This is a genomic window from Haloarcula sp. MBLA0163, assembly GCF_055632435.1.
Window position 1 is genome coordinate 1,797,394 of record NZ_CM145745.1, and the last position, 17,031, is coordinate 1,814,424.

General features: G+C 69.0%; 18 protein-coding genes. 8 read left to right on the forward strand and 10 right to left on the reverse strand.

Features of this window, described 5'->3' with window-relative positions; genetic code table 11:
* Positions 1 to 31 precede the first annotated feature (31 nt).
* From ACV7GQ_RS09525 to ACV7GQ_RS09565, 9 genes are all read right to left on the reverse strand, one after another.
* Positions 32 to 1,462: an NAD(P)H-hydrate dehydratase gene (locus tag ACV7GQ_RS09525; protein ID WP_470310014.1), complete on the reverse strand. Its 1,431-nt coding sequence runs from the start codon at positions 1,460 to 1,462 to the stop codon at positions 32 to 34.
* 54 nt (positions 1,463 to 1,516) lie between these two features.
* A complete protein-coding gene (locus ACV7GQ_RS09530) occupies positions 1,517 to 1,792 on the reverse strand; it encodes an acylphosphatase (RefSeq protein ID WP_470310015.1) in 276 nt (91 codons plus the stop codon).
* 56 nt (positions 1,793 to 1,848) lie between these two features.
* Positions 1,849 to 2,751, reverse strand: a complete 903-nt coding sequence (locus ACV7GQ_RS09535; RefSeq protein ID WP_470310016.1) for a DNA-3-methyladenine glycosylase family protein — start codon at positions 2,749 to 2,751, stop codon at positions 1,849 to 1,851.
* 66 nt (positions 2,752 to 2,817) lie between these two features.
* Positions 2,818 to 4,218 (reverse strand): sodium-dependent transporter, encoded by a 1,401-nt coding sequence (locus tag ACV7GQ_RS09540; protein WP_470310017.1) that lies wholly within the window; start codon positions 4,216 to 4,218, stop codon positions 2,818 to 2,820.
* 54 nt (positions 4,219 to 4,272) lie between these two features.
* On the reverse strand, positions 4,273 to 5,616 hold the full coding sequence (locus ACV7GQ_RS09545) for a sodium-dependent transporter (protein ID WP_470310018.1): 1,344 nt from the start codon (positions 5,614 to 5,616) through the stop codon (positions 4,273 to 4,275).
* Between the two features lie 524 nt (positions 5,617 to 6,140).
* Positions 6,141 to 6,851 (reverse strand): SDR family oxidoreductase, encoded by a 711-nt coding sequence (locus tag ACV7GQ_RS09550; RefSeq protein WP_470310019.1) that lies wholly within the window; start codon positions 6,849 to 6,851, stop codon positions 6,141 to 6,143.
* 33 nt (positions 6,852 to 6,884) lie between these two features.
* Positions 6,885 to 7,841: an NADPH:quinone reductase gene (locus tag ACV7GQ_RS09555; RefSeq protein ID WP_470310020.1), complete on the reverse strand. Its 957-nt coding sequence runs from the start codon at positions 7,839 to 7,841 to the stop codon at positions 6,885 to 6,887.
* A 37-nt stretch (positions 7,842 to 7,878) separates the two neighbouring features.
* Complete coding sequence (locus ACV7GQ_RS09560) at positions 7,879 to 8,607, reverse strand: hypothetical protein (RefSeq protein WP_470310021.1); 729 nt, start codon at positions 8,605 to 8,607, stop codon at positions 7,879 to 7,881.
* Positions 8,597 to 9,997 carry a protein kinase domain-containing protein gene (locus ACV7GQ_RS09565; RefSeq protein ID WP_470310022.1) on the reverse strand — a complete coding sequence of 467 codons (1,401 nt, stop codon included), beginning with the start codon at positions 9,995 to 9,997 and terminating at the stop codon, positions 8,597 to 8,599. Before ACV7GQ_RS09565 ends, ACV7GQ_RS09560 begins: the two co-directional genes overlap by 11 nt.
* 131 nt (positions 9,998 to 10,128) lie before the next feature.
* Between ACV7GQ_RS09565 and ACV7GQ_RS09570 the strand changes: the two genes are divergently transcribed.
* On the forward strand, positions 10,129 to 12,450 hold the full coding sequence (locus tag ACV7GQ_RS09570) for a methyl-accepting chemotaxis protein (protein WP_470310023.1): 2,322 nt from the start codon (positions 10,129 to 10,131) through the stop codon (positions 12,448 to 12,450).
* Between the two features lie 2 nt (positions 12,451 to 12,452).
* Positions 12,453 to 13,154, forward strand: coding sequence for a bacteriorhodopsin (locus ACV7GQ_RS09575; protein ID WP_470310024.1), 702 nt, complete (start codon positions 12,453 to 12,455; stop codon positions 13,152 to 13,154).
* 54 nt (positions 13,155 to 13,208) lie between these two features.
* Here the strand turns inward: ACV7GQ_RS09575 and ACV7GQ_RS09580 are convergent, their stop codons facing one another.
* Positions 13,209 to 14,168 (reverse strand): transcription initiation factor IIB, encoded by a 960-nt coding sequence (locus ACV7GQ_RS09580; RefSeq protein ID WP_470310025.1) that lies wholly within the window; start codon positions 14,166 to 14,168, stop codon positions 13,209 to 13,211.
* Between the two features lie 138 nt (positions 14,169 to 14,306).
* Between ACV7GQ_RS09580 and ACV7GQ_RS09585 the strand changes: the two genes are divergently transcribed.
* From ACV7GQ_RS09585 to ACV7GQ_RS09610, 6 genes are all read left to right on the forward strand, one after another.
* Positions 14,307 to 15,077, forward strand: coding sequence for a 3-hydroxyacyl-CoA dehydrogenase family protein (locus ACV7GQ_RS09585; RefSeq protein ID WP_470310026.1), 771 nt, complete (start codon positions 14,307 to 14,309; stop codon positions 15,075 to 15,077).
* Complete coding sequence (locus ACV7GQ_RS09590) at positions 15,074 to 15,664, forward strand: DUF2391 domain-containing protein (protein WP_470310027.1); 591 nt, start codon at positions 15,074 to 15,076, stop codon at positions 15,662 to 15,664. The genes ACV7GQ_RS09585 and ACV7GQ_RS09590 overlap by 4 nt, the downstream gene beginning before the upstream one ends.
* 72 nt (positions 15,665 to 15,736) lie before the next feature.
* Entirely contained in the window at positions 15,737 to 15,916 is a 180-nt protein-coding gene (locus ACV7GQ_RS09595; protein ID WP_166969363.1) for an HVO_2753 family zinc finger protein, read from the forward strand.
* Between the two features lie 2 nt (positions 15,917 to 15,918).
* A complete protein-coding gene (locus ACV7GQ_RS09600) occupies positions 15,919 to 16,185 on the forward strand; it encodes an elongation factor 1-beta (protein WP_220616509.1) in 267 nt (88 codons plus the stop codon).
* 119 nt (positions 16,186 to 16,304) lie between these two features.
* The gene (locus ACV7GQ_RS09605; RefSeq protein ID WP_470310028.1) at positions 16,305 to 16,598 is read left to right on the forward strand and encodes a 50S ribosomal protein L21e; all 294 of its coding nucleotides are present in this window, start codon (positions 16,305 to 16,307) and stop codon (positions 16,596 to 16,598) included.
* Between the two features lie 3 nt (positions 16,599 to 16,601).
* Positions 16,602 to 16,958 carry an RNA polymerase Rpb4 family protein gene (locus tag ACV7GQ_RS09610; protein ID WP_470310029.1) on the forward strand — a complete coding sequence of 119 codons (357 nt, stop codon included), beginning with the start codon at positions 16,602 to 16,604 and terminating at the stop codon, positions 16,956 to 16,958.
* The last annotated feature ends 73 nt before the right edge of the window (positions 16,959 to 17,031 follow it).

The window sequence follows — 17,031 nt, forward strand, 5'->3', positions numbered from 1 at the left end:
TACTCTTTGTCCTGCAGATACGTACCTTCCCTCAATCCTGCCACAGCGCCGGTGGCACCGCGTCGAGCAGGTCGGTCGCGACCAGTCCGTACCCCCGTTCGTTGACGACAGCGTCGCCAGCGCCGCCGACGGCGTGAGCTGCGATACTCGCGGCGTGACGCGGTTCCTGCACGCAGGCGAGCGCCCCGGTGACCCCGGCCAGCACGTCCCCGGTGCCGCCGACGGTCATCCCCGGGTTGCCGGTCCGGTTGACGCGGGTCCGCTCGCCGTCGGAGATGACGTCGTAGGGCCCCTTCACGAGCAGCGTGTGCCCGAGCTCGGCCGCGAACGACTCGACGAGGGCCGCACGCTCGCGCCAGTCGTCGCTCGTCTCGCCGCCCATCCCGACGAGTTCGCCCTGATGTGGCGTACAGACGAGGTCGGCGTCGGTGTCTACGTCCGGGACCACGGAGAGCGCGTCCGCGTCGACGACGGCCGTGCCGTCGAACCGTTCGAGGAGGGCGCCGACGGCCTCGAGGGTCGCGTCGGCGTCGCCCAGCCCCGGCCCGAGGACGAGCGTGTCGTGGTCGGCCGCGAGGTCGGCGAGGCGGTCGACGTGCGTCGGAGCGAGCATCTCGCCGTCGTACGGACGGACGATGAGGTTCTCGCTGTACCCCTGAATCTCGCGGGCGACGCGTTCGGGCGCAGCGACCCGGACGAGGTCGGCGCCGCCCCGGAGCGCCGCCTGCGCCGAGAGGGCCGGCGCGCCGGTGTAGGGGCCGCCACCGACCACCAGTACCTCCCCGTTGTCGCCCTTGTGACTCGCCGGGTCCCGCGTCAGTCGCAGGAGGTCCCCACGTTCGACGAACAGTTCGGCGGCCTCGGGGATGCCGATGTCGGCGACGGTGACGTCCGCAGCGAGGTCGGACAGCCCGGGTTTCGTGTCGTGGAACGTGACGACGTGGTCGGCGTCGACGGCGTTGTCGGCGAGGGTGCCGTCCTCGGCGTCGAGGCCGGAGGGCACGTCCACCGAGAGGACCGTCGCGTCGCTCGCGGTCATCGCCGCCGCGGCGGTGGCCTCGGGTTCGCGGAGCGCGCCGCTGATACCGGTCCCCAGCATCGCGTCGACGACGAGGGCCGGGTCGCCGAGGTCGAACTGGGACGCGTCCCCGACCTGCTCGGTCGGGTACTCGGCGGACTGGAGAGCCGCCCAGTTCTCGCGGGCGATGTCGGTCGTAATCGTCTCGGGGCGGCCGAGCAGGAGGACGCGCAGGTCGTAGTCGTCGAGGAACCGGGCCGCGACGAGCGCGTCGCCGCCGTTGTTGCCGCGACCGGCGACCACGGTGACGCCGGCGCCGGGGTCGGCGTGGGCCCGGACCGCCTGCGCGACGGCGTTGCCCGAGGACTCCATCAACTGCTTGCGCGGCACGCCGAGCGCCGCCGCGTTCTCGTCGACGACGCCCATCTCTGAGCCAGTGAGCATACGTGGCGGTTCGCCCGCCTCCGTGGTAACGGTACGGGGCCGGAGGCCCCGACGCTACCAGCGGACCTCGAAGCCGTCCAGCCCCTCGGGCGTCTCCTCGTGGACCTCGACGTCGGTGACGTTGGCTCTGGTGCTGCCCTCGTGACAGTACTCGACCATGGCGTCGACGGCCCCCCGGTCGCCCTCGAAGACGGCTTCGACCCGGCCGTCGTCGAGATTCTTCACCCAGCCGTCGACCCCCTCCTCCCTTGCGGTGTCCCGCGTCGTCGCCCGGTAGTAGACGCCCTGCACCCGCCCGGAGACGAAGACGTGGACTCGCTTGCGAGACATGCGAGACACTCCCGGCGGCGGCTACAAAAATCAATCCCCGACGTTCCGCTCGCCCGTCACTCCCCGCCCGAGCGGAGGTAGTGGAAGAGGTACGTCTGCGTGTAGCCGGCGTACTCGCCGCCCAGCGTCTCGCGGATGGCGCGCGAGGTGTCGGCGTAGTTGCCGCGCTCGCACGCCGGGTAGTACTCCTCGATGGTCTGTCGAATCCACGTGTCGAGCGGGACGGCGCCCAGATACCCCAGCGAGAACAGGAGGATGCAGTCGGCCACCTTGTCGCCGACGCCGACGAACTGGGTCAGTTCCTCGCGGGCTGCCTCGTAGGGGCGGCCCTTCACGTCAGCCGGGTCGGCCTCGCCGTCGGCGACCATCTCGGCCGAGCGCTCGACGTAGGGGGCCCGGTAGCCGAGGTTCAGGTCCCGCAGGTCGGCCTCGCTCGCATCGGCCAGTGCGTCCGGCGTCGGGTAGGCGTGGTACGTCCGGCCGTCGAAGGTGACCGGCTCGCCGAACTCGCGGCGCAGCGCCTGTTGCATCCCGTGGATGCGACCGACGCGCATCTGGGCCGAGCAGATGAACGATATCAGCGTCGGGAACGGCGGGTCGCGGACGATGCGCATCCCCCAGTAGGCGTCGTAGGCGTCCTCGACCACGGCGTCGGGCGGGGCCGTCTCGCGAATCGCGGGCAGGTCGTCGTCCAGTCCCAACAGGGTCCGGAGGCGGGACTCGGCGTCGAACGACGACTCCCAGACGAGGTCGCCGTCGGTCTGGCGCACGCGGAGTACCTGGGGGTCACCGTCGACCCGGACCGTCGTCCAGTACCACGCGTCGCCGCCGCTCGCGGCCGTTCGCTCGTACATCTCGCCGTCCTCGCGGTCCCAGAGGTAGGACTGGCCGCTCTCGACGGTCGCCTGCAGGTCGATACCGCCCGAGAGCGTCCCAACGTCGATGCGTCCGCGTTCCATCGTGGTGTGGGACGGGCCCGAGGCCTTTCGGGGTTTCTATCCCGGGCGTGACGCCTCGGCCGAGCGTCAGGTCGCGGGGTCGGCGCGGGTGCGGAGCAGGGCGATTGCACCCACCACGCCGAGGACGGCGACGCCCGCCGCCTGCGGCGCGGTGAGCGAGACGCCGGCGATGCCGCCGAGGCCGGAGACGAGCGTGAACGCCAGGAACAGGGGGAGGACGACGGCGACGGCGTAGTACCACGGCAGGCCGACCGCACGGGCGACCGGACCGGCGCCCTTCCGGTACTCGTCGAGCGCCGCCGTCCCGAGGACCCACCCGTCGAACAGCAGGAAGCCGAGCAGTCCGGCGGTGAGGACGACGTTCGCGACGGTGTTCGCGAGCAGCGCGAACAGCGACGGCGACAGGGCGGCGGCGCTTCCCGTGACGAGGAACAGACCGCCGACGCCGGCGGTCGCCCGCGAGCGCGTGACGTCGTGTTCGTCGACCAAGTACGAGACGAGTACCTCGAAGATGCTGATGGCCGAGGACAGCGCCGCCAGCAGGACGACGCCGAAGAAGACGACGCCGACGACGCGGCTGTACGGCAGATCGGCGAACGCCCCGGCGAGGCTGACGAACAGGGCGCCCGGCCCCCCTTCGCCCGGCGAGACGCCCAACGAGAACAGCAGCGGGAAGATGACGAGGCCGGCGAGGACGCCGATACCGGTGTTCAGCCCGGCGATGATGGTGCCGTCGGCGGCCAGCGAGCGGTCCTCGTCGACGTAGGAGGCGTAGGTGAGCATCGCGCCGGCCCCGACGGAGAGGGTGAAGAGCGCCTGCCCGGCCGCGGCGACGAGGACGTCGACGAAGTTCGCCCGGAGGTAGCCCACGTCCAGCGAGAGGTAGAACTCGTAGCCCGCGGCGCTCCCCGGCAGCGTGGCGGCCCACGCCGCCAGCGCCCCGAACAGGACGACGATTCCGGGCACCATCACCGTCGTCGCCACCTCGATGCCGCGGTCGACGCCGGCGTAGACGACGGCCACCGTCGCCAACAGGAAGAGGGCGTGAAAGCCCGCGGCACCGAGGCCGTAGTCGATGGTAGCGAAGTACTGCTGGGGCGCGCCGAAGTACGCGCCGGTCGCGCTGGCGAGCGTGTAGCGCAGAATCCAGCCGCCGACCACCGAGTAGAAGGAGAGCACGACGACGGAGGCGAGCAGCGCCACGCCCCCGAGGGCGCGCCACCGCCGTCCGGCCAGCGCACCGAACGCGCCGACCGGGTTCCGGCGGCTCCGCCGCCCGATGACCATCTCGCCCAGCAGTCCGGGGACGCCCACGAGGACGATGACGACGAGGTACAACAGCAGGAACGCCGCCCCACCGTTGGTCGCGGTCAGCCACGGGAACCGCCAGATGTTCCCGAGGCCGACGGCGCTGCCGACGGCCGCGAGGACGAAGCCGAGCCGGGTCCGCCACGTGGCTCGCGTCATCGTCGTACCCTCCCTTCGTGGGCCCTCGGTCGCCAGAAGTGCGATGCAGGCACGTCAGAACACCTGGAAGAAGTCCGCGTTCTCGACGAGGAACATCTCGTTGATGCCCAGGCCCAGCGTGGCGAGGATAGCGGCGACCACGACCAGTCGGAGCGTCCAGAGCCACACCGGCCCGACGGGGCCGAGGCCGTCGGCGCCCTGCCGGAGCTCGGCGACGGCGTCGCGACCGAGGACCCAGCCGACGAAGACGACCAGCGCGAGCACGGAGACCGGCAGGAACACCTGGTAGGCGAAGCGGTCGAACCACGTCAGCCACGCGGTGTCCCACGCCGACGGGAGGCCGAGCAGGAACAGGCCCACCCCGGCGACGGACGCGAGGACGGGGCGCGAGACGCCGAAGTTGTCGTTCGCGTAGGCGACGGTCACCTCCAGCAGGCTGATGGCCGAGGACAGCGCCGCGATGAGGACGACGCCGAAGAAGACGATGCCGAACACGCGGCCGAAGGGGACGGACCCGAACCCGGCGGCGGTGGCGACGAACAGCGCGCCCGCGCCGCCGCTCACGGAGTTCACGTCCGCGCCGATGGTGAGCAGGATTGGGAACACGACGAGGCCGGCGAGGATGCCCACGAGCGTGTTCGTCACGACGACGGTGCCGCCGTCGAGGACGAGGTTGTCGTCGCTCCCGACGTACGAGGAGTAGGTCACCATGATGGCCATCCCCAGCGAGAGCGTGAAGAAGGCCTGTCCCACGGCGAAGGGGATGATGCTCCCGGCGTTGGCGACCATCGTGCCGACGTCGGGCGAGAGGAAGAAGGCGTACCCCTCGGCGGCGCCGGGCAGGGTCGCCACCCACGCGGCGAGCGCGACCATCAGCACGACGATGCTCGGGACCATCACCTTCGTCGCCTTCTCGATGCCGTCCTCGATGCCCAGCGCGACGATGCCGACGACGATGGCGAGGAAGGCGGCCTGTGCGAGGACCGCGCCCGGCCCGGACGAGACGGCCGCGAAGTAGCCCCCGGGGTCGGCGAAGTACGCGCCCGTGAGACTCCCGACGATGTACCGGATGACCCACCCGCCGACGACGTTGTAGTACGAGAGGATCCAGAACCCGGTGAAGACGGCCAGCCCGCCGACGACGCGCCACTGTCTGTGGCCCAGTTCGGCGAAGGCGTCGACCGCGTTGACGTTGGTCCGCCGGCCGACGACGAACTCCGCGAGCATCGCCGGGAACCCGACGACCACGACGGCCGCCAGGTAGAAGACGACGAAGGCCGCCCCGCCGTTGGTCGCGGTCTTGAACGGGAACTGCCAGAGGTTCCCGAGACCGACTGCACTCCCGATGGCCGCGAGGATGAACCCGACTCGCGTGGCCCACGTCTCTCGTTCGCTCATGTCGACGCGGCCTATCCCGTTGGTCCGGTTAACCGCTGTGATTCGCGTGCGATACCACCCGGTGAGCGGCCGCCGGCGTCGCTCCCGTGGGCCATAGAGCCCTATATACCGATATTATCAACGTACTAGTGGTTCGCGCCGAGAGGTGGGCCTGTCCACACTCGCCGTCAGCAGACCCTGTCAACCCCACGCCTCGTCATGGTGTTACGACGTCTCTCGTCTACCGCCAGTGTGGACACGCAATCGTGCGACGCGGCGGCGACTCTCCCCCGCCGCCGTCGTCCGCTCTTCCTGGTCGACGACCACGATACTCGTCAGCGGCGCCGCCTCTCCTCGGTCTACGCCTCCCCGTAGACCGGCACGGCCACGATACTGGTCAGCGACGCCGCCTCCCCTCGGTCTACGCCTCCCCGTAGACCGGCACGGCCACGATACTGGTCAGCGACGCCGCCTCCCCTCGGTCTACGCCTCCCCGTAGACCGGCACGGCCACGATACTGGTCAGCGACGCCGCCTCCCCTCGGTCTACGCCTCCCCGTAGACCGGCACGGCGGCGCCACTGGTCACCGACGCCGCGTCGGAACACAGGAACAACATCGTCGCGGCGATGTCGGCCGGGTCGACCCACTCGTCGAAGTCCGAGTCCGGCATCATCTCGCGGTTCATCGGGGTGTCGATGACGCTCGGCATCACGCTGTTGGCCCGGACCGTGCCGAGGTTCTCCTCCGCGATGGTCTCGGTCAGTAGCCGGACCCCGGCCTTCGTCGCGCGGTAGAGCCCGTCGCCCTCGCCGCCCTCCAGCGAGGAGCGAGCGGAGACCGAGACGATGGCGCCCTCGGTCTCCTGTAAGTGTGGGAGGGCGTGTTTCGACGCGAGGAACATCGTCTTCAGGTTGACGTCGAAGAGGAAGTCGAACGTGTCGGCCTCCGTCTCCTGGATGGGATCGCCGCCGCGCCACGTCCCGGCGATGTTCAGCAGGTAGTCGAGGCGACCGTGTTCGTCGACGACGCTCTCGACGACCGACGACACGTCGCTCTCGTCGGTGAAGTCGCCCTGATGGAAGTGGATGCGGTCGGGGTCCGACAGCTGGAAGTCCTCGCTGTCGGGCTCGACCACGTCGGCGCCACAGACGGTGGCGCCCGCCTCGAGGAACGCGTTCGCGACGGCGCTGCCGAGTGCGCCGCCGACGCCGGTGACCAGTGCGACCTCCCCGTCGAAGTCGAAGGTGACGGACATGTGAACGGGGAGGCGCGGCACCGGGGTAAAAGTTCAGGGCGTGACGACCAGTTTGCCGAGGAAGCTCTCGGAGACGACGTCCGCCTGTGCGTCGGCCACCTCGCCGAGGTGGTAGGTGTCAGCCACGTCGGCCGTCAGGTGGCCGTCCTCCAGCAGGTTCGCCAGGCGGCCGAGTACCGCACCGAAGTCCGGCGTGTTGAACATCGAGACGTGGTGGACCGACACGTCCTTCGCGCGGCACTGCGGGACGCTCTCGAACGTCGCGTCCGGGTCGGAGTTCCCGATGGCGGCGATGCGGGCGCTTTGTGCGGCGACGTCGACGTCGAACGAGAGGTAGTCGTCGAGGCGGTGGTCCAGAACGACGTCGGGACGACCGGCCGCCACCACGGCGTCTTCCAGGTCGTCACGGCGGTAGTCCAGTACGTCGTCGGCACCCAGTTCCCGGAGGCGGTCGTGGTACGCCGGCGAGGCCGTCGTCGTCACCCGGGCGCCCGTCGCGGCGGCCAACTGGACGGCCACGTGGCCGACGCCGCCGCTCCCGCCGTGTATCAGGGCCCGCTCGCCGGGTTCGAGCGAGCAGGCGTCGACGAGCGTCTGCCACGCGGTGACGCCGACGAGCGTGACGGCCGCGCCCGTCTCGAAGTCGACGCTCTCGGGGAGGTGCGCGAGGTGTGACTCGGGGACGACGGCGTACTCCGCACAGGTCCCCTGGAGCCAGTTCCCCAGCCCCGTGGCGAACACCCGGTCGCCCTCGGCGTACCCCTCGACGTCGGCTCCGACCTCGGCGACCGTCCCGGCACAGTCCGAGCCCGGAATCCAGGGCAGTTCGCCGGGGGCGTACCCGCCCTCGCGGAAGTACGTGTCGACGGGGTTGACCGCGGCGGCGTCGACCGCGACCAGCACCTCGTCGGCGTCGGGTTCCGGACGGGGAATCTCCTCGACTGTGAGTACCTCTGGACCACCGTGTTCGTGGAATCTGACTGCGCGCATGCGCTGACGATGGCCGCCCGCGAGCAAAAGGGTGGGGTTAGAGGCTAGCGAGGTTCTGCCTGAGTTTGATGGTCGCCGTCATCAGCGTCGTCGCGGTCATGATGACGAACACCACCTGGATGTGGAGGACGACGACGCGGTCCAGTCCGGCCAGCACGGCGAGTTCGACGGCGGGGACCAGCGACGCGAACAGGAGGACCGGGAGGAGGTGCCGGAGGAGCGTGTCTACGACGGTCCCCTGCACGCGCGTCTCGGCGGCGCCGCGCCGACCGAAGGAGAAGCCGGCCACGGCGAAGGCCAGCGCGCTCCCGCCCAGCGCCGCCAGCAACGCCGGACGGCGGCCGACGAGGGCGAACCCGACGAAGACGACGGCGACGGCGAGGACCGCCGCCCGCGTCAGCGTGCGTTCGCTACTGGTCCCCCCGTCGGTCGCCGCGGGGACGACGCTCCGGTAGAGGATGCGCATCGTCACCGCGAGCAGGAACACGTGGGCGAGCAGCAGCGCGCTCTTGAACGGCAACACGTACGTCGTCAGTATCTCGACCAACCCGAGGACCGCGAACCCGACGGCGAGGAGGCCGACGAGCGCCAGATAGTCCCAGAGCCTGTGCTCGGCCACGAGGTCGCTCTCCCGGCGGTTGCGGTAGGCGTAGAAACTGAACCGGAACCCCAGCACCACCAGCAGGGTGAGCGCGATGAAGAAGATGAACGTCAGGTTCGGGTTGTTCGGCGCGAACGGCAACCCCACCTCGATGCTACCCACCATCGTCCTCCTCTGGGTCCCTGAGGGCACGTAGCTCTTGCGCAAGGTGCGATGCCGTCTCGTAGCGCGTGAGCTTCTTCCTCGCCATCGCCTTCGCGACGACGTCGTCGAGTTCCTCGGGGACGTCGGCCACCGCGGTCGGGGCCGGTGGCGGCCCGTGGAGCACTGCGTCCCGGACGGCCTCGAACTCGCCCCGATAGGGCGGTCGCCCGGTGAACAGGCGGTAACAGACCGCCCCGAGCTGGTAGACGTCGGTCGCGTGGTCGATGCGGCCGAACCGGCGCTCGTAGTACTCTGGGGCGGCGTAGCGGGGGTCCAGGAACTGCGACGGGTCGGCGTGGCGTCTGTACACCGAGAGGAGGCCGACGTCGTCGAGCAGCGGGGGCTGCCGGTCCTCTTCCCGGAGGACGTTGCCGTAGTAGGCGACGGCGTTCGGGTCGATGCCGGCGTGGACGATCCCTCGCTCGTGGAGCGTGGCGAGTGCACTCGCGAGCTGTTCGGCGTGCCAGACGGCCTCGGCCGGCGGGAGGCGGTCGCGGTCGGTCAGTCGCAGGTCCGTGTACTCGGTCGCCGCCCAGAAGCGCGGGTCCGCGTCCCAGTCGTACAGCGTCACGACGTTGGCCACGTCACCGACCGAGGCCCACTCCGACAGGCAGTCCCTGAGGCCGGCACGGTAGTCCGTGTCAGCGCTGTCGCCGCCACGCAGGAGGCGGAGGGCGACGGCGTACTCCTCGTCGTCGACGACCCCGAGCGTCCGGTACGTGTCCCCGTACTGTCGCCGGTCCCGAGGTGCCAGCACCGTGAGCGAGTCGAACCGGCTCTCGTACTCGACGAGCGAGAGCCACTCGGCATCGTTCGCTCGCGGACGCTGGGCGATGGTCTGTCCCGATTCCTCGGCCTGTTCGTCCGTCTCGTCGACGAGGCCGTCGGTCCCGTCCGCATCCTCCTCGTCGGTGTACACCCGGCGGGGTCCGGGAGCGGGGCCGGCCCCGGCGAGCGTCGTCCGTCCGAGGTCGCGGTTGCCGAGCCCGCCGCGCGTCGGGTTCGACCGCTCGACGTCGTGGGACGATTCCTCTGGCCCGACGAGTGCCTCCAGCTCTCGCTCGACGGTGTCGGGGTGGCGGGCGGTGAGGTAGTCGAGGGCGAGGGCGGCCGCGAGGTCGTCGTCGCTCTCGACTCGGTCGAGCAGGCGGCCGGCGAGGTACGCCACCGTGTCGGGATGCTCCTCAGTGAGGACACAGAGCGCCGTCGCCGCGCCGAGACGGACCTGTCGGTCGCCCACCTCGAGCAACGCCAGCAGCGTCGGCAGACGGTCCCGGTCGACGTCAGCCCCGGTCAGCACCTCCGCTACGACGGTGCTGGGTTCCCCTGTCCCACCTGACTCCGATGTCATCGGCCCGATACGAAGACAATCGAGTGTAGGAACGTATCACTGTTTTGGTGCGACGGGAGGACGGGCTCGGCTTATCACGTGTGAGAATGCCGGAGGAACGCTTTAACCGACGTTTCCTGTAGGTGTCCGGGATGCCAACAGACAGGGATTCGCCGCTACCCAGCGCCGTCGGCGATAGCTACGCTGCGCGACTGGGCGTCGCGCTCGCGTTCGCTATCGTCGTCATCGTCGCGTTCGGCGCCGTCGTCAGTTTGCAGGCCTCTGCGACGCTCGAGGACGACGTCGCCGGCGACATGACGGCGCTGTCGGATACGCAGGCCGGCCAACTGGACGCCTGGCTGGCGACGACACGGCGCGACGTGCGGACGACGTCTCGGTTGTCCGTCTTCACCGACGGTTCACAGACGGCCGTACAGGACAGGCTGACCGGCCTCGTCGAGAACGACGAAGTACCGCCCGACGTGGTCGCGGTCCACTACGTGAACACCGGCACCGGTGAAATCCTCGCCAGTTCGAACGAACAGTTCGTCGGCGTCAACGCCGCCGAACAGGGGGCGCCGTTCGCGACGGACCCGCCCTCGTTCAGCAGCCCGGACGATACCCACGTCACCGAACCGTTCACCGTCTCCGTCGTCGACCACCCGATAATCGCAGTGGTGTCGCCGGTTCCCGGTGCGGAGAACCGCGCCGTCGTCTACATGACGGACCTCGAATCGAAGGCACAGGACATCTCGAACCAGCGGACCGGGTCGTACACCACCGTCGTCAGCACCGACGGGGAGTTCGTCGCCCACCCGAACACGTCGAAGATAGGGACGACGGCGCCCGTCTCACGACTAGACGGTGCCCCGGTCGCCTCGCTGGCACCGGGCAACAGCACGTTCGTCGAGACGGGGGCGATGCTGATGGGACTCACCCGGCTGGACTCCCACGACTGGGTCGTGATGGTCCACGCGAACCCGGAGCAGGCCTACGCGCTGAGCGACCAGATAAACTCCGACCTCGTCGCGCTCATCCTGCTGGCCGTCATCAATCTCGGCCTGGTCGGCGTGACCATCGGCGGGAACACGATAGCCTCGCTCCGCCGCCTCTCCGCGAAGGCCGAGGCGATGGCCGAGGGCGACCTCGACGTGGAACTCAGGACGTCACGGACCGACGAGTTCGGGACGCTGTACGGCGCGTTCGACGACATGCGCGCCAGTCTCCGAGAGCAGATATCCGAGGCGGAGACCGCTCGTGAGGAGGCCGAGCAGGCCAAACAGGAGGCCCAGGCCGCGAAGGAAGACGTCGAACAGGAGCGAAACGAGATGCAGGCGCTCAGCGGCCACCTCGAACTCAAAGCCGACGAGTACAGCGACGCGCTGGAGGCCGCCGCGAACGGCGACCTCACGGCCCGCGTCGACGACGACAGCATGAGCGACGCGATGGCCGACGTCGGGACGGAGATAAACGCCACGCTCGACGCACTGGAAGGGACTATCGCGGACATGAAGACCTTCGCGGCGAACGTCCTCCAGTCGACCGAGCGCGTCGGGTCGAACGCCGAACGGGTCGACCAGGCCAGCCAACAGGTCTCGAAGTCGATTCAGGAAATCTTCGAGGGGACCACGGAACAGAGCGAACGCCTCCAGGAGGCCTCCAGCGAGATGGACAACCTCTCGGCGACGGCCGAGGAAGTCGCCGCCTCCGCCCAACAGGTGGCGGACACCTCACAGTCCGCCGCCGAGGTGGGCGAAGACGGCCGCGAGGCCGCACAGGATGCCATCGCGGAGATGAACGCCATCGAGGCCGAGACCGAGGCGACCGTCGACGAGATCACCGCGCTCGACGAGGAACTCGACGAGATCGGCGAAATCGTCGGCGTCATCACGAACATCGTCGAGCAGACGAACATGCTCGCGCTGAACGCCTCTATCGAGGCCGCACACGCAGACGGCGACGGGGCCGGGTTCGCCGTCGTCGCGGACGAAATCAAGGGCCTCGCCGAGGAGACCAAATCCGCCGCCGGCGACATCGAACAGCGCATCGAGCGCATCCAGACGCAGGCCGGCGACACCGTCGAGACGATGGAGTCGACGAGCGAGCGCATCACCGAGGGCGTCGAGACCGTCGAGGAGACGGTCGACGCACTGGAGACCATCGTCGAGTACACGGCGGAGGTCGACACGGGTATCCAGGAGATAGACCGGGCGACCGAGGAACAGGCCCGGACCGCACAGGAGGTCATGGGCACCATCGACGACCTCTCCACAATCTCACAGCAGACCGCGACCGAGGCCGACACCGTCGCCGGTGCGGCCGAGGACCAGTCCGCCTCCATCGCGGAGGTAGCCGACTCCGCCCGGGAACTCCGCGAGCGCGCGGCCGACCTCGAATCGCTACTCGACCGCTTCGACGTCGACACCACGGAGGCACCCGGTGTCGGCGGTGCGACGGCCACGACGGACGACTGACAATGGAAACGATAACACTCTGGTTCACGCTGGGACTGCTCGGAGAACTGCTCGGGACGGCCGTGCTGGCCTACGGCTACACGCTCGTCCCCGAAGCGACGCGGAAGCGCTACCTCCTGCTCGTGGCGATACCGGGCGTCGCCATCGTCGCGTACGTCCTGTTGACCCTCGGCGTGGGTCGGATACAGGTGGCCGGGCACGCGGTGTACGTCGTCCGCTACGCGGACTGGCTGGTGACGACGCCCATCAACGTCCTCTACCTCGGACTACTCGCACAGGCCGCCCGGGAAGATATCGTCAAACTCGTCGGGTTGCAGGCGCTGACCATCGTCTTCGGGTTCGCCGGGACCCTCGTCCCCGACCCGCTGAACTACGGCCTGTTCGCGCTCGGTGCCGTCTGCTTCGGCGGCGTCGTCTACCTCCTGTACGGCGCCGTCGCCGCCGCTGCCGAGGCGACGCTCTCGGACCTCGAAGCGAACCTCTACCGGACCCTGCGGAACTTCGTCGTCGTCCTCTGGCTCGTGTACCCCGTCGTCTGGTTACTGGGCGTGTCGGGCATCGGCCTGATGGACGTCGAGACGGCGTCGCTGGTCATCGTCTACCTCGACGTGGTGACGAAAGTCGGGTTCGGCGTCATCGCGCTGCAGGCGTGGACGACGATGCGGGAAGTCACCGTCGGCGACAGCGTCGTGACTGCCGACTAGAGGAGTTCGGCTCTCGAAGAAACGGCGACGGTGTGAGCGCGGCGGCGCGGGCGGTCAGTGGATGCCCATCGCTTCGATCTGTTCCTGATACCGGTTGCGGATGGTGACTTCCGTCACCTGTGCCACGTCGGCCACCTCGCGCTGTGTCTTCTTCTCGTTACACAGCAGCGAGGCGGCGTAGATGGCCGCGGCGGCGTAGCCCGTCGGGGACTTGCCCGAGAGCAGACCCTGCTCGGCCGTGGTGTCGATTATCTCGTTGGCCTTCGACTGGACCTCCTCGGAGAGGTCGAGCTCGGAGGCGAACCGGGGGACGTACTGCTTGGGGTCGACCGGTTCCATCTTGAGTTCGAGTTCCTGGGCGACGTAGCGGTACGTCCGCCCGATCTCCTTCTGCTCGACGCGGGAGACGTCGGACACCTCTTCGAGACTCCGCGGGATGCCCTCCTGGCGACAGGCGGCGTACAGACAGGCCGTGGCGACGCCCTCGATGGAGCGCCCGCGGATTAGGTCCTCGTTGAGCGCCCGGCGGTAGATGACCGAGGCCACCTCCCGCACGGAGCGCGGGACGCCGAGTGCGGAGGCCATCCGGTCGATTTCGGAGAGCGCGAACTGGAGGTTCCGCTCGCCGGCGTCCTTCGTCCGGATCCGCTCTTGCCACTTGCGGAGGCGGTGCATCTGGGAGCGCTTCTCCGACGACAGGGACCGACCGTAGGCGTCCTTGTCCTTCCAGTCTATCTGGGTGGTCAGCCCCTTGTCGTGCATCGTCTGTGTCGTCGGCGCTCCGACGCGTGACTTCGACTGGCGTTCCGAGTGGTTGAACGCGCGCCACTCGGGCCCGCGGTCGATGTTCTCGTCCTCGATGACCAGCCCACAGTCCTCGCAGACGAGTTCACCCCCGCCGTCACTGGAGATATTCTCCGACTCACATTCGGGACAGGTTTGCTGACCAGTGTCCTCGGACTCCTGCTCACGCTCCTTCTGGTCCGTATCCCGCTGGCGCGTCGGCCGTTCCATGTGTTCTTTTACGGAGAAAGGCCTATTACGTATAAATGTTTGGGTGGTTGGCACCACTTATCGGGGGTGAAACCCGGGGACCGGCGGTGCGTCGAGGCCGAATAAACGCTTAACCCGTGGGAGTGCGGTAGTCGGTGCATGAACGTGGCCGTACTGGGGGCCGGCCCGCGCGGGCGGGTGCTCACCCGACGATGCGCATGTGCGGGCCACGCGGTCCGTCTGTACGACGAAGACGCGAACACGGTGATGGACAGCGTCGACGCCGTCGCGCAGGCCGCCGACGACGACACCGTCGCGGACGCCGTGGACGGGACCACGGGGCTCCGGCGCGTCGTCGACGGGGCCGACGTGGTCCTCGACGCCACCGACGGCGAGACGGCGTCCCGCCGGGAGTTGCTCGCGGACGTCGAGACGACGGTCGCCGACGACGCCCTCGTCGCGACGGGCGATACGACCGTGTCGGTGACGGCCACCGCGGCGGGGTTACGAGCGCCCAACCGTGCGGTAGGACTCCACTTCCCCGACCCGACGGAGAGCGAGGTCGTCCTCGCGGACCAGACGACTGCGGCGACGCGTGACCGCGCGACGGCGTTCGTCCGCGGACTGGACGGCGTCGCTACCGTTCCCGACGTCGACCGGGCGGCCACGCGCACCTGCGACAGCCGCGGACCGCTCGCGCGCGCCGACGCGACGGGGCTCGACACCGTCCTCGCCGGACTGAGGGACCTGACGGAACGGCTCGGGGTCCGCTTCGAGCCCCCGTCCTTGCTCCGGGACGCCGTCGAGGACGGCCGACTCGGGCGGTCGACCGGGGAGGGGTTCTACGCGTGGACGGACGGTGAACCGACCCGGCCCGACGGACTGAACCCGACCGTCGAGGCCCGCGCAGACGGGGGCGAGGAGCGATGAGCGTCGACGACACGGCCGAGGCCGACGGCGACGGCATCAACGAGCTGTTCGACGAGCTGGAGGAGCTTGAGTCGCTCGTCGACTCGCCGGCCGAGCGCGAGCAGGTCCGGGAGGCGATGCGAGCGGCCACCGAGGCGCAGGACGCTGAGCCGGTCGTCTTCGGTCGGGTCGTCTACGGGTTCGACCGAGAGGACCTCGCGGAGGCCGTCCTCGGGTCGCTGCTGTTCGGGATTCCGATGGCCGTCGAGGGCGGGACCGTCGACGCCGGCCGCTACATCGCCCAGCACCCCCTGTACCTGGCAGGAACGCTCGTCTCGGCCATCGCGATGGTCGTCGGTATCCTCTACGTCGCCGACTTCCAGGACGTCCGGGTCGCCAACCGGATATTCGGCCTCGTCCCGCGCCGACTGGCCGGGGTCACCGTCACGGCGTTCGTCGTCGCCGTCGCCCTGTTGACGGGATGGGGCGTGGTCGAGTGGTCGACGACGGACCTCGCCGCCACGTGGACGGCGCTGTGCGTCTGTAGCGTCGCGTTCGTGCCGATGGCTATCGGGGCCGCGCTGGGCGACATCCTCCCCGGGAGCTGAGCGTGTCACTCTCTGCCGTGACGACGGCGACGTTTGGCAACCGTTAAAAGCCGCGGTCGGATACGGGGTGGTATGAGCGAGAGCCAGCAAAAGCGGACGCAAAAGTGCGTCTCGTGTGGCATCAACATCGCCGGCACGAACGCCGCCGCGTTCAAGTGCCCGGACTGCGGCCAGCAGATCTACCGCTGTTCGACCTGCCGCAAGCAGAGTAACCTCTACAAGTGCCCCGACTGCGGATTCACGGGACCGTAACAATGGGAAAGGTAGCCGCCAAGATCAAGATCATGCCGCAGAGCCCGGAAGTCGACCTCGACGACCTGCAGGAGCGTCTCGAGGGGTCGCTTCCCGAAGGAGCGAAGATCAAGGGCTTCGAGCGTGACGACGTCGCGTTCGGCCTCGTCGCACTCCTCCCGACGGTCATCGTCCCCGACGACGCCGGTGGGACCGAGGCCGTCGAGGAAGCGTTCAGCGGCGTCGACGGCGTCGAGTCCGTCGAGGTCGACAGCGTCGGTCGCCTGTAAGGACTGGCTCCCGTTTTCGCGTTCCCCGAGCGTGTAGCCGCGGCACCGCGAGAACGCGTCACGCCCGCGGCGGCGGAACGCACGTTTTATTAGGGCGACCGGACAAGCGATGAGCAAGAATGCCTAGTTCAAACGGCCCTCTCGAAGGAACTCGGAACAAGCTCAAGAACAAGCCCCGCGACGGCGGTACGTCGCCGCCCCAGCGCGCCGTCGAGCAGTTCGAGAACGGCGAGAAGGTCCACCTCAAGATCGACCCGTCGGTGCCCGACGGTCGCTTCCACCCGCGGTTCGACGGTCAGACCGGCACCGTCGCCGGCCAGCAGGGCCGTGCCTACAAGGTCGAGATCGTCGACGGCGGCAAGGAGAAGACGGTCGTCGTCAAGCCCGCACACCTGCGCCGGCAAGAGAACTGAGCGATGACCATCTTCAAAGAGAAGGTCGACGAGGAGTACCTGACCCTCGCCGAGACGAAAGCGGTCCTCGAAGACCTCGAGATGGAGCGCGCGGCCGACGAGGAGCGCGAGATGCGCTACGAACTCAAGCGTGCCATCGAGCACGTCAACCGCTTCGCCCTGCTCGACCCCGAGGAGTCCCTCGAGTTCGTCGAGCAACTGCAGGAACTGGAGAAGGTCGACGAGGCGACGGCCTACAAGATCGCGAACCTCCGTCCCCTCGACCGGGACGAACTCCGCGCGGTCTTCGCACAGGAGCGGTACACGCTCAGCGGCGACGAACTCGACGAGATTCTCGACATCGTCAAGCAGTACGCCTGAGCGGGTCGGTTTCGACTCACCGGCCGCAGTGTGTCTATCCATCGCCATTAAGTGCGTTCTCGTCGTACCGCAG